Below are 22,136 nucleotides of genomic sequence, written 5' to 3' on the forward strand. Positions count from 1 at the left end.
TTTAGTCCTTCTTCACCATATGCTTTATATCTTCTTACCCATTCTTGTAATGTAGCACTAGAAACCCCATGGGTTTTTGCTGCACTGTATATTGTTAGATGACCACCAATTATATCTTCTACTAATTTAATACGTTCTTCTAAAGGCATTTTATTTATAGTCATAAAAATACACTCCTCTAATATAGTCCACTTTTTATATTTAAAGTGTCTGCTTTTAGGGGAGTGTATCAAAGTTAGTGATGGTTATTTTTTATGGCTTTCTTTAATCATGACTAATCCAATGACAGTAAATACTATCATTAAGATTTCATAGTCTGCCATGCTAATCTTTTCTAGGAGTAACAACTATAATCATAGGTATCACCACCTGATGAAATTAACAATTCTTTTTTGCTACCATACTCCTTCGCAAAATAATTTTGTCCTGAAATATAAACTACTTCATTACTGTTATTATTTTCCTTTGCATCTTCTTGTATTTCTTGATTTATTGTATTACGCGCTCGATCCATCCAATATTCTAGAGACTTTTCTTCATTCATCTTTATCAACTACATTTTGAGTAGATGAATATCTATATACAAAAAAATCCCGTTATATCATCGTTACAAATAACGAGATACAACGGAATATTGGTAATTTACGTCCTGGGAGGGATTCGAACCCCCGACCGACGGCTTAGAAGGCCGTTGCTCTATCCAGCTGAGCTACCAGGACATTTTCAACACAAGAATAATTATATCGAATAGAACCTGATTTATCAATACTTTTTAAAAAGAAAAAGGTTTATTAAATCGCTTTCGAAGTATTATTACACGTTTATTTAAATTATTTATACTTTATTCAGCGATTACGATGTCATTTACTTTAACTATATTGGCTTTTTCTGCTTTACATACTGATTTTTCTTCAAATATTTCTAATACACTTGCATGTACTAGCCCATTTGAAGTTAATACATATATGTTTTCGTTTTTATGTAATTCATGTTCTTCAGTTTTATTAATACAAAATTTGTCTTGATTAATAACTGATGTTACGTGTGTTCTACTCATTTTAACACCCTCCTGATTACATTACAGTTCTTACTTCTTTACATTAAATTTACGACATTAATAATTATAAAACATTTTCACTTTAATTGAAAGTTTATTCTAATTATTTAATAAAATTGAGATATTCATATGAATATCTCAATTAATAAAAGCTATTAAAAGTTTTGGTTGTGTGAAACTTTATTATAAAGCTAAAGATTGTTTTTCAATTTCTTCATGATTTCTATTTAAGAAAGTTAAACTAGCATTGTTAAGCTCACTATCAAAATCTATTACAGCATAGGTTTCTTCCCATTTCCCTCGAGTTTGAGAGATGCTACCTGGATTTATACAATATACACCATCAATTGATTCACATAAAGCAACATGGCTATGTCCATAGAAAGCAAAATTAGCATTTGCTTTCTTAGCATGTGCACTTAATACATCTCTAGCACCTTTAACTTCATATCGATGTCCATGTGTATAGAAATATCCGATTCCTTGAACTTCTACTTGCTCTTCTATTGGAAAACGTGGATCAAAATCACAATTACCTTTTACTCTATTATATAAGGTTAATTCAGTATCATCATAATCAAACTCTGAATCTCCTAGATGTAAGAATAAATCCGCTTCTTTATATTTATCATATATTTCATGTAGTATTCCTTGTTCTCCGTGATTATCACTGACAATTATCCATCTCATTGGAATCTCTCCCCTACATCTTCATTCATTAGTTTAATTGCATTACCACGGTGGCTAATTGCACTTTTTTCTGCTACTGTTAATTCGGCCATCGTTCTGTCTAATGAAGGAACGAAGAAAATCGGATCATATCCAAATCCATTTTCTCCTCTCTGTTCATCTATTATTTCACCTTGTGCTTTACCTACATAAGTAAGTGTTTCTTTACCTGGTTCACTGACAGCTATTGCACATACAAACTCTGCCTCTCTATTCTCTATACCTTGCAGGTTACTTAATAATTTATCAATATTATCTTGATCATTTTTTTGTTCTCCAGCATATCTTGCTGAGTATATACCTGGTTCACCATTTAAAGCTTTTACAGATAAACCACTGTCATCTGCTATAACTATTTTTTTTAATTGTTTTGATGCTGTTTCTGCTTTTAATATAGCATTTTCTTCAAATGTCATACCTGTTTCTTCTACATCAAAATCAGGAGCAATTTCAGAAATACCTATAACATTCGCTTTAGGAAAAATTGCTTTAAAGTCATTTATTTTACCTTTGTTGTTTGATGCGATAATGATATCGTTCATAATTATCTCTCCTTACAATGTTATTCTTTCAACTTTAGCGTCTTCTATATGCAGCCATTCTTTTATAGTTCGTGTAATATGCTCTACATCACCATTTGCAAAAAATTTATGCTTAGGTTTAGGTGTGTAATAAGAGTGCTCATTACTAAATGTTAATAAGGCACTGACCTCTCTAGCAGTTTCCAAACCTGAAGAGATAATGGTCTTTCCATCATCAAAATATTGATGGATAGCATCATATAATAATGGGTAATGAGTACATCCTAATATCACCGTATCGGAATCATCATAACGCCATTGTTTAAGTGTTTGATGTATGACAATGCTTGTAATAGTTGGATCTTTATACCTCATTTGTTCCACTAAAGGTACGAAGCCTGGGCATGCAATACCCTTAACTTCTACTTGTGGGTTTATAGACTTTATACTTCTTCTATATGCTTCAGATTTAATTGTGCCTTCTGTTCCTAATACGAGCACACGATTATTATTAGTCGTCATTATAGCTGTTCTAGAACCTGGGTCAATTACACCTATAACAGGAATTGATAATAATTCTTGTAATGGTTTTAATGCTACAGCAGTTGCTGTGTTACAAGCAATTACAAGCATTTTAATATCTTTTTCTACTAAAAAGTTAGCCAGTTGTATAGTAAATGTTTTTACCTCTTCTTTACTTCTTGGCCCGTAAGGACATCTACCTATATCACCTAAGTAATAAATCGTCTCGTTAGGCAATTGCCTCATTATTTCTTTAGCAACTGTTAACCCACCGATACCTGAATCAATTACGCCTATTGGTTTATTCATTTATCTTCACTTCTCATTCTTTTCAGCATAATCTCTAGAGCTTCATTAAATTTAATTTTGTCTTCTTCGTTCATCACTGATAAAAGATCTTCAGTATATGATTGTCTTGCATAAACTACTTCATCGATTAGAGCTGTACCTTTTTCTAATAACTTGACATGGAATACTCTTTTATCTTCCTCAGATTGAATTCTTAAGACTAATTCTTTTTGTTCAAGTTTATCAATTATGTCTGTAGTCGTAGAATAAGCTAAATATAATCGTTTAGATAACTCACCTATTGTTAATTGTTGATGTTCATTTAACCATTGTAACGCAATAAATTGTGGAGGTGAAATATCGTATACTTTTAACTGTCCTCTCGATCTCAACTTAGTTCTATCAACGATATGTCGAAGCGAATATTCAATCTGTTTAGTAATTTCTTCCATTGCTTTTGAACCTCTTTTCACTTAAAACTTATACTAATTATAATAACACATACATTTATTTGCGGTTAATTAATTGGTCCTTTTTCATCACGAATAATAGAAAAAAACCTTTAAAACCAATTTTATAATTGGCTTTAAAGGTTAATTTATTTTAAATCGTTTTAGTTAACTTCGTGATCTGATCCGAAGAATGATTTAAACATTTGGAATGTAGTTTCTCTATTCATTGCTGCGATTGATGTTGTTAAAGGAATACCTTTTGGACAAGCATTAACACAGTTTTGTGAACTACCACATTCTTGAATGCCGCCATCAGACATCAACGCTTTAATTCTCTCATCTTTAGTCATACTACCTGTTGGATGTAAGTTGAAAAGACGAACTTGAGAAATTGCTTGTGCACCCATAAAATTATTATCTACGTTTACATTAGGACATACTTCTAAACATACACCACATGTCATACATTTAGATAACTCATATGCTGTTTGACGTTTTTTCTCAGGCATACGTGGACCAGGACCTAAATCATAAGTACCATCAATTGGAACCCATGCTTGAACTTTTTTCAAGTTATCGAACATACGAGAACGATCAACTTGTAAGTCACGAATCACTGGGAAAGTTTTCATAGGTTCAAGTTTGATTGGTTGTTCTAATTGGTCAATGATAGCAGAACATGATTGACGTGCTTTACCATTAATAACCATAGAACAAGCGCCACAAACTTCTTCCAGACAGTTCATATCCCATGTAACTGGCGTTGTCTTTTCACCATTTGAAGTGAACGGATTTCTTTGAATTTCCATCAAAGCTGCGATTACGTTCATATTTGGTCTATAAGGAATCTCAAATTTTTCTTCGTATGGTCTTGACTGATCATTTTCTTGTCGTTTTATGATAATTGAAATTGTTTTATTTTCTTGATTTTGATCTTGTGAATTTTGTTCAACTGTTTGAGTGTCTGCCATTATTATTTACTCCCTTCGGATTTCTTAGAGTAATCTCGTTTACGAGGTTTAATGTGACTAACATCCACTTCTTCATATGAGAATTCAGGTGCTTCTTCTGGTCCTCTGAACTGAGCAATAGTTGTTTTTAACCATTCTTCATCATTACGTTCAGGGAACTCTGGTTTATAGTGTGCCCCTCGAGATTCATTACGATTATATGCACCAATCGTAATAACTCTTGCTAAAACTAACATATTCCATAATTGACGTGTAAAGAATACAGCTTGGTTACTCCATGTTGAAGTATCTTCCATATCAATATTTTGATATCTTTCCATTAATTCAACAATTTTCTTATCAGTTTCAAGAAGTTTATCATTATGACGAACAACAGTAACGTTTGCAGTCATAATTTCACCTAATTCTTTGTGTAACTTATAAGCATTTTCAGTACCTTTAAGTTGTAATAAGTGGTCGAATTTTTCTTGTTCTTCATCAATACGTTTTTGGAATATTTCTTCATCTAATTCAGTGTATGAAGTTTTAATATTTTTAACATATTCCATTGCATTTGGTCCTGCAACCATACCACCATAAATAGCTGATAATAAAGAGTTAGCTCCTAATCTATTACCGCCATGTTGTGAATAATCACATTCACCTGCTGCAAATAGACCTTTAATGTTAGTCATTTGATCAAAGTCTACCCAAATTCCACCCATTGAATAATGAACAGCTGGGAATATTTTCATTGGGACTTTACGAGGGTCGTCACCAGTGAATTTTTCATATATTTCTATTATACCGCCAAGCTTAACATCTAATTCATGTGCGTCTTTATGTGATAAGTCAAGATATACCATGTTCTCACCGTTAATACCAAGTTTTTGGTTAACACAAACATCAAATATTTCACGCGTTGCGATATCACGTGGTACTAAGTTACCGTAATCTGGGTATTTTTCTTCTAAGAAATACCATGGTTTACCATCTTTATAAGTCCAGATACGTCCACCTTCACCACGAGCTGATTCACTCATTAATCTTAGTTTATCATCACCTGGAATTGCAGTTGGGTGAATTTGAATAAATTCACCGTTAGCATACTTAGCACCTTGTTGATAAACAACTGATGCAGCAGAACCTGTATTAATCATTGAGTTAGTAGACTTACCAAAGATAATACCAGGACCACCTGTTGCCATAATTACAGCATCTGAACCAAATGATTCTATTTTAGAATCTGTTAAGTTTTGCGCTACGATACCACGGGCTGAATTTTCATCATCTTTTATGATACCTAAAAATTCCCAGCCTTCATATTTTGTAACTAAACCTTTTACTTCAAAGCTTCTCACTTGTTCATCTAATGCATATAATAGTTGTTGCCCAGTCGTTGCACCTGCAAAAGCAGTTCTATGATATAAAGTACCACCAAATCTACGGAAATCTAAAAGACCTTCAGGTGTACGGTTAAACATTACGCCCATTCTGTCTAATAAATGTATGATACTTGGTGCTGCTGCAGTCATATTTTTCACTGGTGTTTGGTTAGCTAAGAAATCTCCACCATATACTGTGTCATCAAAGTGAATGAAAGTAGAGTCACCTTCACCTTTTGTATTAACAGCTCCGTTAATACCACCTTGCGCACATACAGAGTGTGAACGTTTAACAGGTACTAATGAGAATAAATCAACATGTGCACCTTTTTCTGCAGCTTTAATTGTTGCCATCAATCCTGCTAAACCGCCACCGACAACAATAATTTTGTTGTTTGCCATAAAAATTGTCACTCCCCTAAAAAGTATAAATCTTATACGAATGCAAAAATAGCTCTTAAGCCAATAATACTAATTACTATAAATACTAATAATGTTACATATGTCATAAAACGTTGAGATTTAGGTGATTGTGTAATTCCCCAAGTAATGCAGAATGACCATAATCCATTTGAAAAATGGAATATAACACTTAGCACACCAATAACATAAAGCGTTACAGAAATAGGATTAGATAAAATATCTGATACCATATCAAAATCAACATGATGACCTAATGCAGCTTGAATACGTGTTTGGTATACGTGTACAGCTATAAAAATAAATGAAACTATACCAGTTATGCGTTGTAGTAAAAACATCCAGTTTCTGAATAAAGATTGTCTTCCTACATTTTCTTTAGCTGTAAAAGCTATGTATAATCCATAAATAGCGTGGAATAGTATAGGAATATAAATTACTACAACCTCTAACACTATTTTAAATGGTAAATTCCACATAAAATCAGATGCTTTATTGAAAGCCTCCGGGCTAATTGTTGCAAAGTGGTTAATTAATAAGTGTTGAATCAAGAATATTCCTATAGGAATTACACCTAATAATGAATGAATACGACGTAATATAAACTGTTTTTCGCTTGACGCCAAAAGAAGTCCCCCCTAACTTTAATCTATGGCTCTATCGATATATTATTATATATGCAAAACTGAAAACGATTACATATATGCTAAAAAAAATTCGATGAGCATTACATGTATATTGTAACATCATTAAGTATGAATTTGGGCATGAGAATAATTCTCATGGCCAAATATATTGATTTTTTATTGTAATTTTACTCTTTAATTACTAAGCTTTTTTACTAAATTTTGAGCAACTTTTTCTGGTAACCCAATTTCAGTAAAATCTTTCAAACTAGACTCTCTCATTTTCTTAATAGAACCAAAATGTTTTAGCAATGTTTGCTTTCTTTTCGGCCCTATGCCTTCTATTTCATCTAAAGCAGATTTCAAGGTTGTCTTTTGTCGCGTTGATCTATGAAAACTAATTGCAAATCTATGCACTTCATCTTGTATTCGTTGAAGTAAATAAAATTCTTGAGAGTTTTTCTTTAGTGGTATAATTTCTGCTTGAGCACCATAAAGTAATTCTGAAGTTTGGTGTTTATCATTTTTACTTAATCCTGCAATTGGAATATCAAGTCCTAATTCATTTTCTAATACTTCTCTAACAGAAGTCATATGACCTTTACCACCATCAACAATTATTAAATCTGGTATTGGCAAGCCTTCTTTTAAAACTCTTGTATATCTTCTTCTAACAGCTTCTTGCATAGATTTATAATCATCAGGTCCTTTGACTGATTTAATTTTGTATTTACGATAATCTTTTTTACTTGGTTTGCCATCTACAAAAGCAATCATGACTGATACAGGATCAACACCTTGAATATTAGAATTATCGAATGCTTCAATTCTAATTGGTGTTTGAATTCCCATTGCTTCACCTAAATTGTCTATTGCTTTTATTGTTCGTGATTCATCTTTCGCGATGAGTTCAAATTTGTTTTTCAATGAAATACTAGCGTTTTTAATTGCTAAATCTACCATTTCTTTTTTCTTACCTCTTTTAGGTTGTACAACTTTTGAATCAACAACTGACTCAACTGTTTTAATGTCTATGTCTTTTGGAATGTGTATTTCTTTAGGTGTTAAATGTTGATTCAATGTATAAAACTGACCTATAAAGGTATAAAATTCTTCTTCCGCAGTTTGTATTATTGGAATCATAGATGCCTGTCTTTCTATCAATTTCCCTTGTCTTATGAAGAACACTTGAATACACATCCAACCTTTATCGACAGAATAACCGAATATATCTCTCATCGTCATATCTGATGACATCATATTTTGTTTATAATTCAACATTTCAATATGCTGAATTAAGTCCCTATATTCTTTAGCTTCTTCAAATTTTAAAGCTTCACTAGCTGCATTCATTTTTTCTTTTAAATCATTCACAATTGATTTATCATCACCATTTAAAAAGTCTGTAATTTCTTTAATCATAGCTTGATATTGTGCTTGTTCAACAGGATAGACACATGGTCCTAAACATTGTCCTATATGGTAATATAAGCAAACTTTGTTAGGCATTGTTACACATTTTCTTAAAGGATAGATTCTATCTAGCAATTTTTTCGTTTCATGTGCTGCATAAGCATTTGGATAAGGACCAAAATATTTTCCTGAATCTTTTTTCACAGTTCTTGTAACGATTAAACGTGGGTGCTTTTCTTTCGTAATTTTGATAAAGGGGTAACTTTTATCATCTTTTAATAAGATGTTATATCTAGGTTGATGTTTTTTTATAAGGTTTAACTCTAATAATAATGATTCAATTTCACTAGATGTAACGATAAATTCAAAATCTCGAATCTCTCCAACTAGACGAGTTGTTTTTTCATCATGTGCACCTGTAAAATAACTTCGAACTCTATTTCTAAGACGTTTTGCTTTACCAACATATATAACAGAGTCATGTCTGTCTTTCATAATGTAACAACCAGGATATGTAGGTAATACATCTAATTTTTGTTTTATTCTTTTTTGGTAGTCTTCCACCTTATTCACCTACCTTTTTTTAATAATTATATCAACAATATTTCATTTAACCAAAACATACGTTCTATTTAACATAAAAATTAGAAATGTATATTTAGGTGCTCAAGAAATATAAGGGAACAAAAAAGAAGCTGGACAATTTAATTGTCTCAGCCTCTTATCACCATTACTCAATCTTATTAATAGTGTTTAGATAATACTTGTTCTAATTGTTCTTTAGGTTGGAAACCTACTACTTTATCTACAGCTTCGCCATCTTTGAATACGATTAATGTTGGAATACTCATTACTTCGTATTTAGCTGCTGTTGCTTGGTTTTCATCTACATCTAATTTAACGATATCTGCTTTACCTTCAACGTCTTTAGCTAAATCTTCTAATACTGGCGCGATCATTTTACAAGGTCCACACCATGGTGCCCAGAAGTCCACTAAACTTACGCCTTCTTTAATTTGTTCATCGAAATTTGCATCTGTTGCTTTTACTAATGCCATTGGAAAAATCCTCCTTGTTAACTTATGATAATGAGAGTATAGCACGCTTTATTTTGCAATGCATGTTGTTTGCTCAAACTGTATTGTACTTGATGTTGGACTTGGAAGCAATCACTTAAATTCTGGTTTTCTTTTTGAGATAAATGCATCAATACCTTCTTGAGCATTTTCACTTTCTATAATATCTACGAAATGTCTTTCTTCAATTTGGTCACTTTCTAATGATAAATCTAAATTGGACATTTGTTTAATAACTTTTATTGAGTCTAATGACTTCGATGCTATATTATAAGCTAATTCTTCAGTTGCTTTTTCTAATTCTGCTTTATCTTTAACAATTTCATTAAACAAATACTTTATATCATCTAAGTTAATATTTTCACCTGTTAAAGCGATTTGTAATGCTTTATGTTGCCCTATCATATAAGATAATCTTCTTACGCCACCAAATCCAGGAAATATTCCTAAATTAATTTCAGGTAATCCTACTTTCGTATCTTTCGTAATTAATCTCATATCACATGCTAAAGCTAATTCAAATCCTCCACCTAAACATACTCCATGAATAGAACTTATCACTGGTTTATGACAAGTTTTGATTAGTCTAAATAATTTTGCGCTAGTTGAAGCTAAGTCTAATCTTTCATGCTTTGTTAAATTTGGAAATGATTTAATGTCTGCACCTGCAGAAAAACATTTTTCATTACCTTTAATTACGATTACTTTCACATTATCATCAAATCCTTGAGTCTCAATGGCTTTGATGATAGCCGCTAAAACTTCTTCATTTAATGCGTTAACTGGACCATGATTTAAATGAATAAATAGAACTTGCTTCTCAACGTTAGTCTCAATCATTCAAATTACCTCCTTATAAGAATAATAAATAAACAATACCTGCAATAAATGTTAAAGCAGAAATAACGAGCAACACTTTTGCTAGTTTATACATATCAAAATTATCCAATATGTTTCCTCCTTATTTCAATGTTACTACAGTAACACCAAATCCACCTTCTGATGGCATTCCTGTTCTAAAGCTATCTACTGAACGATGTCGTTTCAAATGATCTGTTACACCTTTTTGTAATGCACCAGTACCTTTACCATGGATAATATTAACTGTACCATAATTTGAAAGAACTGCTTGATCAATATATTGATCTAATTCAATCATAGCCTCTTCATAACGATAACCGCGTAAGTCTAAATCCATTTTAATCGTCGTACGATTAGTTCTAGGAACAACTTTGCTTGGTTGTTGTTTCTTTTTATCAAGCTTTTCTAAATCTTTTACTTCAATTTTCATTTTAAGTATACCCATTTGAACGACTACTTCTTTATCATTAACAACATCTATAACTTCACCTTTTTGACCATAAGATAAAACTTTAACGTCATCGCCTTTTTCAATTTTATCGTGACGCTCTTTTTTTACATTTTGTTTGATTGATGCTTCTGTATATTGATTATCTAGTCGTTTCTTTCTTTCAATGAGCTCGTGTTCTTTTACATTTGCTACTGAATTATCTCGCATATCTCTAAGTTCTTGTAGTATGGATTCAGCTTCTTTTGTTTTTTGTTTCACTTCTTGGTTTGCTTTATTTCTTGCATCATCCATTAATTGTGTTTTGAATTTTTCGAATCGCTGTAATTCTTGAGATAGTGATTGATGTAATTCAGCTGATTCTTGTTTCAATTTTTCAACTTCAATTCTGTCATTTTCTACAGATTTCGCATTCTTTTCTAGAGATTCAATCATTACATTAATTTCTTTCTCATCTTGACCAATTAATGATTTAGCGTGATTGATGAGTTCATTTTTTAGTCCTAATTTTTTAGATATTTCAAATGCATTTGATCTTCCTGGTATACCCATTAATAGTTTATAGGTAGGTCTTAATGTTTCAACATCAAATTCGACACTTGCATTCATAACTTTATCACGATTATAACTATATGCTTTAAGTTCTGGATAATGTGTAGTTGCCATAATTAGCGCATCTTTTTCAATTGTATAATCAAGTATGCTCATCGCTAAAGCGGCACCTTCACTAGGATCTGTACCCGCTCCGAGTTCATCAAATAGAATTAATGAATCTTTATCAGCTTGATCAATAATATTAACGATATTTTTCATATGTGATGAAAACGTTGAAAGCGACTGTTCAATAGATTGTTCATCACCAATATCGCAAAATACTTTTTTGAAAATAGTTATAATTGCACCATCTAATGTAGGAATCAATAAACCTGACTGCGCCATCAATGTAATGAGACCGACTGTTTTTAAGGTGACCGTTTTACCACCTGTATTCGGTCCCGTAATAATAACTGCATTTATATCTTGTTTAAATTCTATAGTATTACTAATAACCTCAGCCTGATTAATTAATGGGTGTCTTGCTTTTGGTAAATAAATCGCTCTATCGTCAGATAATACAGGTTTAGTTGCTTTAATTGTTGCGCCAAACTTTGCTTTAGCGGTAATAAAATCTAAATGGCCCATAACTTCTGTACTCGATAATAGTTCATATCCTACTTCACTGACAAGTTCAGTTAATATATATAGTAATCTATCTTTTTCTTCTTTTTCTTTAGCTTTAACTTGAGAAATTTGATTATGCATCTCTACAATTGCACTTGGTTCAATATATAACGTTTGGCCAGATGCTGATTGATCATGAACGATACCATTAAAATCTTGTCGATATTCTGCTTTAACTGGTAGTACATGTCTATCGTTTCTTACTGTCACAATAGAATCAGATAGTTTCTTCTGATTCGCTGATGATCTCACCATTTGCTCTAGTCTCGATTTAATACGATCGTTTGTCTTTTTTATTTGATGACGCAGTTCTGCTAATTTCGGACTAGCTGTATCAAATAAGTCATGCTCATCACATTGCTCGCTAATTTGATTGAGTAAATCACTTAATACTGGTAACTGTGCTACATATCCATCAATAATTGGATAAAGAATTTCTTCGTCTTCATCAACTATACTTGCATAAAACGTTTTGAATCTATTTTGAACTTGAATATTACGTTTAATTTGGTTTAATTCTTCAACATTTAGTAAGCTGCCTATTTCAGCTCTTCTGACATAAGATTTTATATCTTTTAATCCTGAATAACCAGGAACTCTATGCTTATTATATATTTGAGTCATTTCGTCTGTTTCATTCAAACTCTTTTGAACTGTTTCCAGTTCATCACTTGGTTTAAGTTCACTAATAAGTCTCTCTGCTATATCACTAGTAGCATGTGCAGATAATTGTTGAATAATTAAGGGATATTCAAGAACTTTTAATGTTTTTTCATTCATATTATCTTCCCTCTTCTTTAATACTTTATTTCTCTGATTTAATCCATTCTTTAAATTCTTCACGTGATTTAGCATTAATGACTTGAGATTTATCTACCCATCCTTTTTGAGCTGTGCCAACACCATATTTCATAAAATCAAAATGATCAATATGATGTGCATCTGTGTTGATTGTGATCATTAAATCAGGATTGTTTTTTAACACTTCAGCGTTTAAATCTAATCTTTGAGGATTAGCATTTAATTCTAAAACAGTGTTTGTTTCTTTCGCCATTTTAATAAGTTGTTCCATATTGACTTTGTACCCTTCACGTCTACCTATAATACGACCAGTTGGGTGTGCAATATGTCTAACATATTTATTTTCACATGCTGTTTTTAGTCTATTCATAATTTCTTCTTCAGTCTGATTAAAGCTTTGATGAATAGCTGCAATAACATAATCTAGTTCTTTTAACACTTCATCAGGATAATCTAATGAACCATCTGGTTTAATATCCATTTCTGTTCCACTATAAATATCTATCTCTTTATATTTTTCATTTAATGCTTTAATCTTTTTGTTTTGTTCAAGTAATCGTTCAATTGATAAACCATTAGCTACTGCTAAATTTCTAGAATGATCTGTAATGCAAATAAATTTATAGCCACGCTCGATAGCCGCTTCAATCATATCTTCTATTTTAAATGCACCATCACTATAAGTAGTATGCATATGAATATCACCATTGATATCTTCTAATTGAATAATATTTTGAATGTTTTTATCAAATTCTGTACCATCTTCTCTCATAGTTGGAGGTATATAAGGTACATTGTAATGATCATATATCTCTTTTTCGCTTTGATAAGTAATGATGTTACCATTCTTTTCTTCTATACCATATTCACTAACTTTCTCATTTCTTTGTTTAGCAAGCTGTCTGATTTTAATGTTATGGTCTTTTGAACCTGTGAAGTGTTGTAAAGTATGATAGAAAGCTTCTGGTTTAATCAATCTAAAATCCACACCAATTACATCATCTTCTATTAACAAATCTAATGACACTTTTGTTGTCCCAACAGCAATCTGTTCTTTTATCTCTGGAATTTCTAATAATAACTGCTGAACCTTCAGCTCATCTTCAGTAGAAATGATATAATCTAAATCTTTACTTGTTTCTCTCATTCTTCTAAAACTGCCTGCAACTTGATATTGAATAATACCTTCTATTTCATCCAAATATTGATTAACTTTTTCGTGTGCTTTAATCATGCTATTAATTGGATATCTTTCAGGTCTTTGTCCTAAAACTTTCGCTTCTTCTAAAAGCTTTTGTTCTGTCTTTTTAGCAAAGCCAGGTAAAGCTGAAACTTCATTTTTTTCACAAGCTGCAATTAAATCATCTTTATTTGTTATATTTAATTCTTTATATAATTTAGCAATCTTTTTGCTGCCAAGACCTGGTATTTTAAGTAATGGTATTAAGCCTTCTGGAATTTCTTCTTTTAATTCATCTAAATAACTTTGAGTCCCGTTATCAATATACTCATTAATCACATCACCTACACCTTTACCAATACCTTTTAAAGATGTAACGTCATCTATTTCATTTAGTGTTCTTTCGTCCGTTTCCAAAGACTGACTTGCTTTTCTATATGCTGATACTTTAAAAGGATTTTCTCCTTTAATTTCCATATAAATAGCGATTGTTTCTAACATTTTTACAATATCTTTTTTAGTTAACATATCTATTCCTCCGTAAAAAAAGTCATAGGTTCGCCCATGACTTTTTACAATATGAATTCATTTAATTTGAAAGCCATTTTACTAATTGCTCAGATAAGAATGGTGTCTTCGATAAGATAGCATTTCCAATAAATGATTGGTGCAATGTATCTATAAATAATGGAATTGGAATAACTGCAATAGCAGCTAATGTAATTATAACGACTAAGTATGCCTCTATAAATCCTAATGCCATCCCAAAGTATCTTGCATATTTGCCTCCAAAGTCCATTTGATGATAAAAATCAAAAACTGTTGCTACAATTTGTAAAATTACTTTAGTAAAAATAAATAAAATGAGTATTGCCATAATATTATAGAATGCATCCTCATTATTAATACTATTAAATATTGTGTTTTTTCCTTCTGTAGAAGCACTTGGATAAGGTAATATCAAATGCAATTGTTTACTAAATGGTGCAAAGCATATCGCGGCAATCACCAATGAGAAAATAGTACCAATAGAATGTAGCGATTGTAGTACTAAACTACGTCTATATCCAATGATGACACCTAATATTAAACATATAATTATAATTAATGTAATCATTCTAAATTTCCTTTATGTTTTAATTGTTTGATTTCTTCTCTTAATTTATCATTTTCCTCTTCTAATTTAACATATTCATGCATAACATTAACAGCCGTGAGCACAGATTTACGCGTTGTATCTAAACCAGCATTTAGCTGACCTAACGCTTGTATCTTCTCATCGACTCTTCCGGCTACATAACGAATATGCGAAGGATCGTCTTCACCAATTATTGTATAATGTTGATCATTTATAACTACTGTCACTCTATTTTTATTTTCACTCATTATACTACCCCTGTTCAAATTATATATGGAATTTCTATATACTTAATCATACTATATTATACATGACATATGTTCATTTGTGTATGAATATCCACTAACTTCATTTGAGAATATTCGTTTATATAATAAATTTATGCTACTCTATTTATAGAAAATATATTAAAGGCAGGACATAAACGTGGCAAACATCGTAAAAACAATAGATTCTCAAACAATCAATAATATAATTAAACAATATAAAATGGATACAGAAAATTTACCTACTGGTACTGTAGCTCGTAAAAAAATAAAGAGTACACAAGTACAAATTTATCGCTCAAAAAAAATCATGTTTCAAGGTAAAGATGCTGAACAAGTAGCTAGTGAAGTGTTAGGACAAAAAATAGCCCCTACCTCATCTAGTTCACCTAGCCCAAAGAAAACACATACCTTTGATTTACATAATACAATTGGGAGTGATGAAGCAGGAAGTGGAGATTATTTTGGGCCATTAACGGTATGTGCAACATACGTATCTAAAAAGAATGCAAAATTATTAAAAGAACTAGGTGTAATGGACTCTAAAACTTTAACAGACATAAAAATAGTAGAATTAGCAGAACAAATTATTCAAATATGTCCACATTCACTTATTGTATTGGATAATCCCAACTACAATACAAAGCAATTAGAAGGTTGGAGTCAAGTTAAAATGAAAGCCGTATTACATAATCAAGCTATCAAAAATGTTATTTCTAGAATTGAAGAATCTGAATTAGAACAAATTGTCATTGATCAATTTGTACAAGCGAGTACTTATGAGAAGTATGTTATCGGCAAAATGCCAAGGAAAGACATAACTTTTTTTGAAACTAAAGGAGAATCAAAATCTATTGCAATCGCTGCAGCAAGTATCATAGCAAGATATGCATTCGTTAAACATATGGATAGACTAGCTAAAGATTTAAAAGTATTAATACCAAAAGGTGCCAGTAACAAAGTTGACCTAGAAGCAGCAAAAATCGTTCAAAAATATGATATTCAACAACTTGATGAAATAACAAAAAAACATTTCAAAAATAGAGATAAAGTATTAGATTTAATAAAACGCAAAAGGAGAAATTAATATGATATTAATATCATTTAGTTGGCAAATAATATTAGCCGTTATTATTATTTGCTATTTAATCTGGTTTATAGGCAAACAACTTACAAAGCTAACAACGAAGAATAAAAAGTAATTCACGTTTTAATAATAATTATCAACAAAGGAGCTAACATTTTTTAATGAAATGTTAGCTCCTTTAATATTATAGATAATTAAAATGCGCTTACGCTCTTAAAGTAGCACCTTGTTGTTCTAATGCTGATAATATTTGATTATGAACTGCTGAAACTTTGTCTTCTGTTAAAGTTTCATTAACGTCTAAATAATCAATTCGTATTGCTACTGATTTTTTACCTTCTTCCATATGTTCACCTTCATAAACATCGAACACTTCTGTATGGTTCAGGATATCAGCGCCATTGTCATTAATTGTGTTGATTAATGTTGATGCAGTTACATCTGTATTAACTACTAATGCTATATCTCTTGATACTCCTGGAAATCTTGGAATAGCTTCATATTCTATTTTACCGACTGGTTGTGCTAATACTTTTGTAAAGTTTAACTCAAACACATAAGTACGGTCTAAATCATTCTCTTTTTCTACAGTAGGATGTAATTCTGCTATTATACCTACCACTTCTTCATTCATTTTCACAAATGCAGTTCTACCTGGGTGTAATAAATCTAGTTTTGTCGCTTCAAATGTAAACGACACATTTAATTGTTCTGCAATACGTTCTACAATACCTTTAACTAAGAAGAAATCTACTGGTTCATCTTTTTGTTGCCATTTATTACCTGAATATTGACCTGTTAAAATACCACTTAGAAATTCTACTTCAGTTGGTAATTGGTCTTTACCGTTACTATAGAAAACTTTACCTTGTTCATACAATGCAACGTTTTTATTTTTTCTTGCAACATTATAACGTGTAGCGTCTATTAGTCTTGGTAATATGCTTTGACGTAATACCGCTTGATCTTCACTCATAGGCATCATAAGTTCTACAACTTCTTTATCTTCAAGTGTGTAATTTTTAGCGACATCTTTATGGACTAATGAATACGTAATAGCTTGATCTAAACCAGCGCCTTCAAGTATTTCTTTTACTTTACGCTTTTTGAGTTGATTATCTGTTAAATATCCAGCAGTAGCATTTTCGAAGTTTGGTAATGTTGATGGTAATTGGTCATAACCATAAATTCTCGCTACTTCTTCAATTAAGTCTGCTTTAATTGATATATCACTTCTTCTTGAAGGTACATTAACTTCAAATGCCTCTGCAGTTACATTTGTTCCAAAGCCTAAACGATTAAAAATAACATTAATTTCTTCAGTTGAAAGATTGAATCCAATTAATTGGTTCACATCATTTGTAGTAATTTCAATTACTTTAGAAGTTTCAGGCAATGTGCCATCTGATACAACTTCACTTAATACTGTTCCACCTGCTATTTCTTGTAAAAGTAAAGCAGCTCTATTTAAAGCGTCCACTACTCTTTCGCTTGCAATACCCTTTTCAAATCTACTTGATGCTTCACTTCTTAAACCTAATCTTCTTGAAGTTTGTCTTACATTTGTAGCATTGAAAATTGCGCTTTCAATTACAACATTTTGTGTTTTTTCTGTTACTTCTGAAAAATCTCCACCCATGACACCAGCTATCGCAATTGGTTCTGATCCGTTTGTAATTACAACATCAGAAGTAATTAATTCTCTTTCAATATCATCAAGCGTCGTAATTTTTTCGTTTTCGTGCGCATATCTTGCTACAATTTGTTCTGAACCAATTTGATCTTGGTCAAACATATGAAGAGGTTGACCGTATTCTAGTAAGATATAATTTGAAATATCAACTACGTTATTTATTGGACGAATTCCCGCTTTCATCAATCTAGATTGCATCCAAGTTGGAGATGGTGCAATCGTAACGTTTTTAATTACTCTTGCAGCATAATATGGTATTGCTTCTTCATCTTTAATAGTTACAGATAACGCTTGAGTTGATTTTTCTATAGACTCTTTTAATTCTGTATTTGGATATTGTACTTCATTACCATATAATGCACTTACTTCATGAGCCGCACCTAGCATGCTTAAGCAATCTGCTCTATTTGGTGTAAGATCAAAGTCCATAACTTCATCATTAAGTAATAAAGCTTCTAATGCATCACTACCAGGAGTTTGTTCATTTGAAAATACATAAATACCATCTGCATATTTTTTAGGCATAACATTTGCATCTAAACCAATTTCTTGAAGAGAACAAATCATACCTTCTGAAACTTCTCCTCTTAATTTTGCTCGCTTAATTTTAACGCCACCTGGTAAACGTCCACCGACTCTAACAACAATTACATATTGATCAACATCAACGTTAGGTGCACCACATACGATTTGTACAGGCTCCTCTTCGCCGACATCTACTTTACAAATATTAAGTTTATCCGCTTCAGGATGTTTTTCTTTAGATATAACATGACCTACAACTAGTTTCTTAATATCTTCACCGTATTTTTTAATACTGTCTACTTCAATACCGCTTCTTGTTATCTTCTCAGCTAATTCATCTACACCAGCATCTATTTTAATATATTCACTTAACCATTCTTTACTTATTAACATTATGCTTCACCGCCATCTTCTACAGGCTTAAATTGCTCTAAAAATCTTACGTCGTTAGTATAGAAATGTCTAATGTCTTCAATTCCGTATTTCAACATTGCCATTCTATCTGGGCCTAAACCAAACGCAAAGCCTGAATATTTACTTGAGTCAAATCCTGCCATTTCTAATACATTTGGATGCACCATACCTGAACCTAGTACTTCAATCCATCCAGTTTGTTTACATACATTACAGCCATGACCTTTACACTTAAAACATGATATGTCCACCTCTACAGAAGGTTCTGTGAATGGGAAGAAACTTGGTCTTAAACGTATTTCACGGTCAGCACCAAATAATTTACGTGCTAATAATTCTAAAGTTCCTTTAAGGTCACTCATTTTGATGTTTTCAGCAACTACTAATCCTTCAATTTGTGTAAATTGATGACTATGTGTCGCATCATCAGAGTCTCTACGATACACTTTGCCCGGACAAATAATTTTAACTGGGCCAACGCCGTTACGCTTTTCTAATGTTCTAGCTTGTACAGGAGAAGTATGTGTACGCATTAAAATTTCTTCAGAAATATAAAAAGTGTCTTGCATATCACGTGCAGGATGTGATTTTGGTAAGTTTAAAGCTTCAAAATTATAATAATCTGATTCGACTTCATATCCTTCGACAATTTCATAGCCTAAACCTATGAATAAATCTTCTAAATCTTCATTTATTTTAGTAAGTGGATGTTTAGCACCTAGGCTTACTTTTCTTCCAGGTAGTGTCACATCAATTATTTCATTTTCTAATTGGGCATTTAATGCTTCTTCTTCTAGAAGTACTTTTTTAGCTTCAATTTCTTGTTCAATTGCTTTACGTACTTCGTTAACTAATTGACCAAATTCAGGTCTTTCTTCTTTTGGTAATTCTTTCATTTCTTTCATTAGACCTGTTATAACACCTTTTTTACCTAAATAATTCACTTTTACATCTTGCAAAGCTCTTTCAGCTTTTGCTTCGTTAATTCTTACAAGTGCTTCTTGTCTTAATTCAGCTAACTTCTCTTGTAATGACATATATATCCTCCTATTTAGTCGAAAAAAAGACTCCGCCCCCTCTAATAGAGGGACGAAGTCTTCCGTGGTACCACCCAAATTTATACATAGTTATGCATACACTTATATGTTGATAACGGATCTACATTCCGACTTAAATTTCTTTAAGTAGCTAAAAGGATGAAAAAAATTAAGTTACTGCATAGGATTTTTCAGTCTAGAATCCATTCCCTAATTATGCGCAATCATTAATTTACGTCCTTTTGTAAGCTTATATTGATTATGAAACAATTATATAAAATATTGTTTCTTTGGTCAACCTTTCAAATGGTAAAGTAGTATGCCACATGAAACAGCAACATTTAAACTTTCAGCTTTACCGTATAGTGGAATATTAAGATTTTCTGTCGTTTGATTGAGTATTTCTTCTTCAACTCCAGAACCTTCATTACCCATTATTAAAGCGAAGTTTTCTTGACTATTAATTTCTTTATAATTAACAGCATTGAGCAAACTCGTTCCATAAGTATTACCTTCAAATGTTTCAATAAATTCATAAATATCATTTTCAACTACTGGTAAATGGAAAACACTACCTTGAGATGCACGTAGTACTTTATCTTGATATGGATCTGCACTACCTTTTGAATAGACAACTGCGTCCATTCCAGCAGCATCTGCATTTCGAATTAAAGCGCCCATATTTCCAGGATCTTGCACTCTATCTAATACTAGAACTTGTTTAAAATGGCTCATCTCATAAGTTGGAAGTTCAACTATAGCAAAAATTCCTTGTGGCGTAGTCGTATCTGATAAAGATTCAGCCACTTTAAAGTTTATAATATATGCATCGTCAGCATATTCAACAATTTTGTCATCAACTCTTGAATAATCTACAGCTAATAATGAAATAATCTTCAAGTTACTATGATAAGCTTCTTCAACCAAATGGAAACCTTCGATTAAAAATCTCCCTTGTTTAACGCGTTCTTTTTTCTTCTTCAATTTATTCATTTCTTTAATTTTATTATTTTGTACTGAAGTAATCTCTTCCATAAAAACTCCTCGTATTCTAATAGACTTATGTAACTAGTATATATGAAAAAAAACTAATTTAATAGAAATTCTTCTTAAGCATAAAAAAAGACTGTCGACTCTGTCGACAGTCTGAAACATCCTGTTAAGAACATTTACATGTAACTTATTATTTAGAAACGACTTCTTTACCTTTGTATGATCCACATGCTTTACATACACGGTGAGATAATTTCATTTCTCCACAGTTTGAACATTCAACCATACCTGGTACTGAGATTTTGAAATGCGTACGACGTTTTCTTTTAGCTGTTTTTGAAGTTCTTCTAGCTGGAACTGCCATGTCTTATTCCTCCTTAAATTTTATAAACACTTGTCCGATTATTTTTCGTCATCGAAGAATTGTTGTAATTTTTGAAGTCTTGGATCAACTGATTTTTCAGTTTCTACTTCTGAATCTTCGGTTGACTCAAATTGGTCTTCGCCAATAACTTCCCAACCATTGCCTGCCATTGAAACATCTTCACTACCTTCAGAGAACACTTGTAATGGTTTCTCTAAAATAACAAGTTCTTCAATGATTGGTAATAAATTAATCATGCCACCTTCGAGTTTGTGTCTCAATTCGTCATCATTATTATTACTATCACTCAACTCATCTAGTTCAAATATTTCTACTGATGTAGTATCAAATGGTAGCTCTACTGGCTTTAAAGTACGGGCACATGGTAACGTCAATACACCATTAATGTCAAGATTGACAATTATCTCATGCATTCGCACTTGAACGTCTCCTGTTACTTTTATTGGAGAAATATCGATAAGTTCATCTACCCTATCAGTAAGGTATTTCATATCGATTTCTTTATCAAAAGTAAATGGTTCGTTTTGGTATTTTTTAAGTTGTGTTATTGACCACTTCATCTGGGTTCACCTCTTACAAACACAAAAATTATTGTAACCTTAACGACAATGTTTGTCAAGATTTTTTCTTAACATTCATTATCTGATA

23 protein-coding genes and 1 tRNA gene are annotated in these 22,136 nt (G+C 31.7%); 1 reads left to right on the plus strand and 23 read right to left on the minus strand.

Annotated elements, in window-relative coordinates; all coding sequences use genetic code 11:
* The 18 genes from CD129_RS13605 to zapA form a co-directional block, all read right to left on the minus strand.
* A partial coding sequence (locus CD129_RS13605; RefSeq protein WP_144437019.1) for a helix-turn-helix domain-containing protein occupies window positions 1-164 on the minus strand: 164 nt, incomplete at its 3' end.
* 170 nt (window positions 165-334) lie between these two features.
* Window positions 335-544, minus strand: coding sequence for a hypothetical protein (locus CD129_RS12105; RefSeq protein WP_107509582.1), 210 nt, complete (start codon window positions 542-544; stop codon window positions 335-337).
* Between the two features lie 101 nt (window positions 545-645).
* A tRNA-Arg gene (locus CD129_RS12110) sits at window positions 646-719 on the minus strand.
* 122 nt (window positions 720-841) lie between these two features.
* Window positions 842-1,057: a hypothetical protein gene (locus tag CD129_RS12115; protein ID WP_078356851.1), complete on the minus strand. Its 216-nt coding sequence runs from the start codon at window positions 1,055-1,057 to the stop codon at window positions 842-844.
* Between the two features lie 183 nt (window positions 1,058-1,240).
* Window positions 1,241-1,747, minus strand: a complete 507-nt coding sequence (locus tag CD129_RS12120) for a YfcE family phosphodiesterase (RefSeq protein ID WP_115337586.1) — start codon at window positions 1,745-1,747, stop codon at window positions 1,241-1,243.
* The gene (locus CD129_RS12125) at window positions 1,744-2,328 is read right to left on the minus strand and encodes an XTP/dITP diphosphatase (protein ID WP_115337587.1); all 585 of its coding nucleotides are present in this window, start codon (window positions 2,326-2,328) and stop codon (window positions 1,744-1,746) included. The genes CD129_RS12120 and CD129_RS12125 overlap by 4 nt, the downstream gene beginning before the upstream one ends.
* A gap of 12 nt (window positions 2,329-2,340) precedes the next feature.
* Window positions 2,341-3,138: a glutamate racemase gene (gene racE / locus CD129_RS12130; protein WP_078356848.1), complete on the minus strand. Its 798-nt coding sequence runs from the start codon at window positions 3,136-3,138 to the stop codon at window positions 2,341-2,343.
* Window positions 3,135-3,569, minus strand: coding sequence for a MarR family winged helix-turn-helix transcriptional regulator (locus CD129_RS12135; RefSeq protein WP_078356847.1), 435 nt, complete (start codon window positions 3,567-3,569; stop codon window positions 3,135-3,137). The genes racE and CD129_RS12135 overlap by 4 nt, the downstream gene beginning before the upstream one ends.
* 161 nt (window positions 3,570-3,730) lie before the next feature.
* Window positions 3,731-4,540 (minus strand): succinate dehydrogenase iron-sulfur subunit, encoded by an 810-nt coding sequence (gene sdhB, locus CD129_RS12140; protein WP_115337588.1) that lies wholly within the window; start codon window positions 4,538-4,540, stop codon window positions 3,731-3,733.
* Window positions 4,541-4,542: 2 nt separating this feature from the next.
* Window positions 4,543-6,306 (minus strand): succinate dehydrogenase flavoprotein subunit, encoded by a 1,764-nt coding sequence (gene sdhA / locus CD129_RS12145; protein ID WP_078356845.1) that lies wholly within the window; start codon window positions 6,304-6,306, stop codon window positions 4,543-4,545.
* Between the two features lie 32 nt (window positions 6,307-6,338).
* Entirely contained in the window at window positions 6,339-6,950 is a 612-nt protein-coding gene (locus tag CD129_RS12150; protein ID WP_078356844.1) for a succinate dehydrogenase cytochrome b558 subunit, read from the minus strand.
* A gap of 195 nt (window positions 6,951-7,145) precedes the next feature.
* Complete coding sequence (uvrC, locus tag CD129_RS12155) at window positions 7,146-8,927, minus strand: excinuclease ABC subunit UvrC (protein WP_078356843.1); 1,782 nt, start codon at window positions 8,925-8,927, stop codon at window positions 7,146-7,148.
* Window positions 8,928-9,106: 179 nt separating this feature from the next.
* Window positions 9,107-9,421: a thioredoxin gene (gene trxA, locus CD129_RS12160; RefSeq protein ID WP_078356842.1), complete on the minus strand. Its 315-nt coding sequence runs from the start codon at window positions 9,419-9,421 to the stop codon at window positions 9,107-9,109.
* Window positions 9,422-9,532: 111 nt separating this feature from the next.
* Window positions 9,533-10,279 (minus strand): enoyl-CoA hydratase/isomerase family protein, encoded by a 747-nt coding sequence (locus CD129_RS12165; protein WP_078356841.1) that lies wholly within the window; start codon window positions 10,277-10,279, stop codon window positions 9,533-9,535.
* 121 nt (window positions 10,280-10,400) lie between these two features.
* Entirely contained in the window at window positions 10,401-12,749 is a 2,349-nt protein-coding gene (locus CD129_RS12170; protein WP_107509585.1) for an endonuclease MutS2, read from the minus strand.
* Between the two features lie 25 nt (window positions 12,750-12,774).
* Window positions 12,775-14,478 (minus strand): DNA polymerase/3'-5' exonuclease PolX, encoded by a 1,704-nt coding sequence (gene polX, locus CD129_RS12175; protein ID WP_115337589.1) that lies wholly within the window; start codon window positions 14,476-14,478, stop codon window positions 12,775-12,777.
* Between the two features lie 61 nt (window positions 14,479-14,539).
* Window positions 14,540-15,067: a CvpA family protein gene (locus tag CD129_RS12180; RefSeq protein ID WP_078356838.1), complete on the minus strand. Its 528-nt coding sequence runs from the start codon at window positions 15,065-15,067 to the stop codon at window positions 14,540-14,542.
* Entirely contained in the window at window positions 15,064-15,336 is a 273-nt protein-coding gene (gene zapA / locus CD129_RS12185) for a cell division protein ZapA (RefSeq protein WP_078356837.1), read from the minus strand. The genes CD129_RS12180 and zapA overlap by 4 nt, the downstream gene beginning before the upstream one ends.
* 178 nt (window positions 15,337-15,514) lie before the next feature.
* On the opposite strand from zapA, the gene rnhC reads away from it, so the two are divergent.
* Window positions 15,515-16,441: a ribonuclease HIII gene (gene rnhC / locus CD129_RS12190; RefSeq protein ID WP_107509586.1), complete on the plus strand. Its 927-nt coding sequence runs from the start codon at window positions 15,515-15,517 to the stop codon at window positions 16,439-16,441.
* 205 nt (window positions 16,442-16,646) lie between these two features.
* On the opposite strand, the gene pheT is transcribed toward rnhC, so the two are convergent.
* The 5 genes from pheT to CD129_RS12215 all read right to left on the minus strand — a co-directional run bounded on the left by pheT (window position 16,647) and on the right by CD129_RS12215 (window position 22,048).
* Window positions 16,647-19,052, minus strand: a complete 2,406-nt coding sequence (pheT, locus tag CD129_RS12195) for a phenylalanine--tRNA ligase subunit beta (RefSeq protein ID WP_115337590.1) — start codon at window positions 19,050-19,052, stop codon at window positions 16,647-16,649.
* Window positions 19,052-20,110 carry a phenylalanine--tRNA ligase subunit alpha gene (gene pheS / locus CD129_RS12200; protein WP_115337591.1) on the minus strand — a complete coding sequence of 353 codons (1,059 nt, stop codon included), beginning with the start codon at window positions 20,108-20,110 and terminating at the stop codon, window positions 19,052-19,054. Before pheS ends, pheT begins: the two co-directional genes overlap by 1 nt.
* A gap of 294 nt (window positions 20,111-20,404) precedes the next feature.
* On the minus strand, window positions 20,405-21,145 hold the full coding sequence (locus tag CD129_RS12205) for a TrmH family RNA methyltransferase (RefSeq protein ID WP_115337592.1): 741 nt from the start codon (window positions 21,143-21,145) through the stop codon (window positions 20,405-20,407).
* A gap of 148 nt (window positions 21,146-21,293) precedes the next feature.
* Window positions 21,294-21,467 (minus strand): 50S ribosomal protein L32, encoded by a 174-nt coding sequence (rpmF, locus tag CD129_RS12210; RefSeq protein WP_025904638.1) that lies wholly within the window; start codon window positions 21,465-21,467, stop codon window positions 21,294-21,296.
* 38 nt (window positions 21,468-21,505) lie between these two features.
* On the minus strand, window positions 21,506-22,048 hold the full coding sequence (locus CD129_RS12215; RefSeq protein WP_078356832.1) for a YceD family protein: 543 nt from the start codon (window positions 22,046-22,048) through the stop codon (window positions 21,506-21,508).
* Window positions 22,049-22,136 lie beyond the last annotated feature (88 nt).

Origin of the sequence: Mammaliicoccus fleurettii, assembly GCF_003970575.1 — a bacterium.
GTDB lineage: Bacteria > Bacillota > Bacilli > Staphylococcales > Staphylococcaceae > Mammaliicoccus > Mammaliicoccus fleurettii.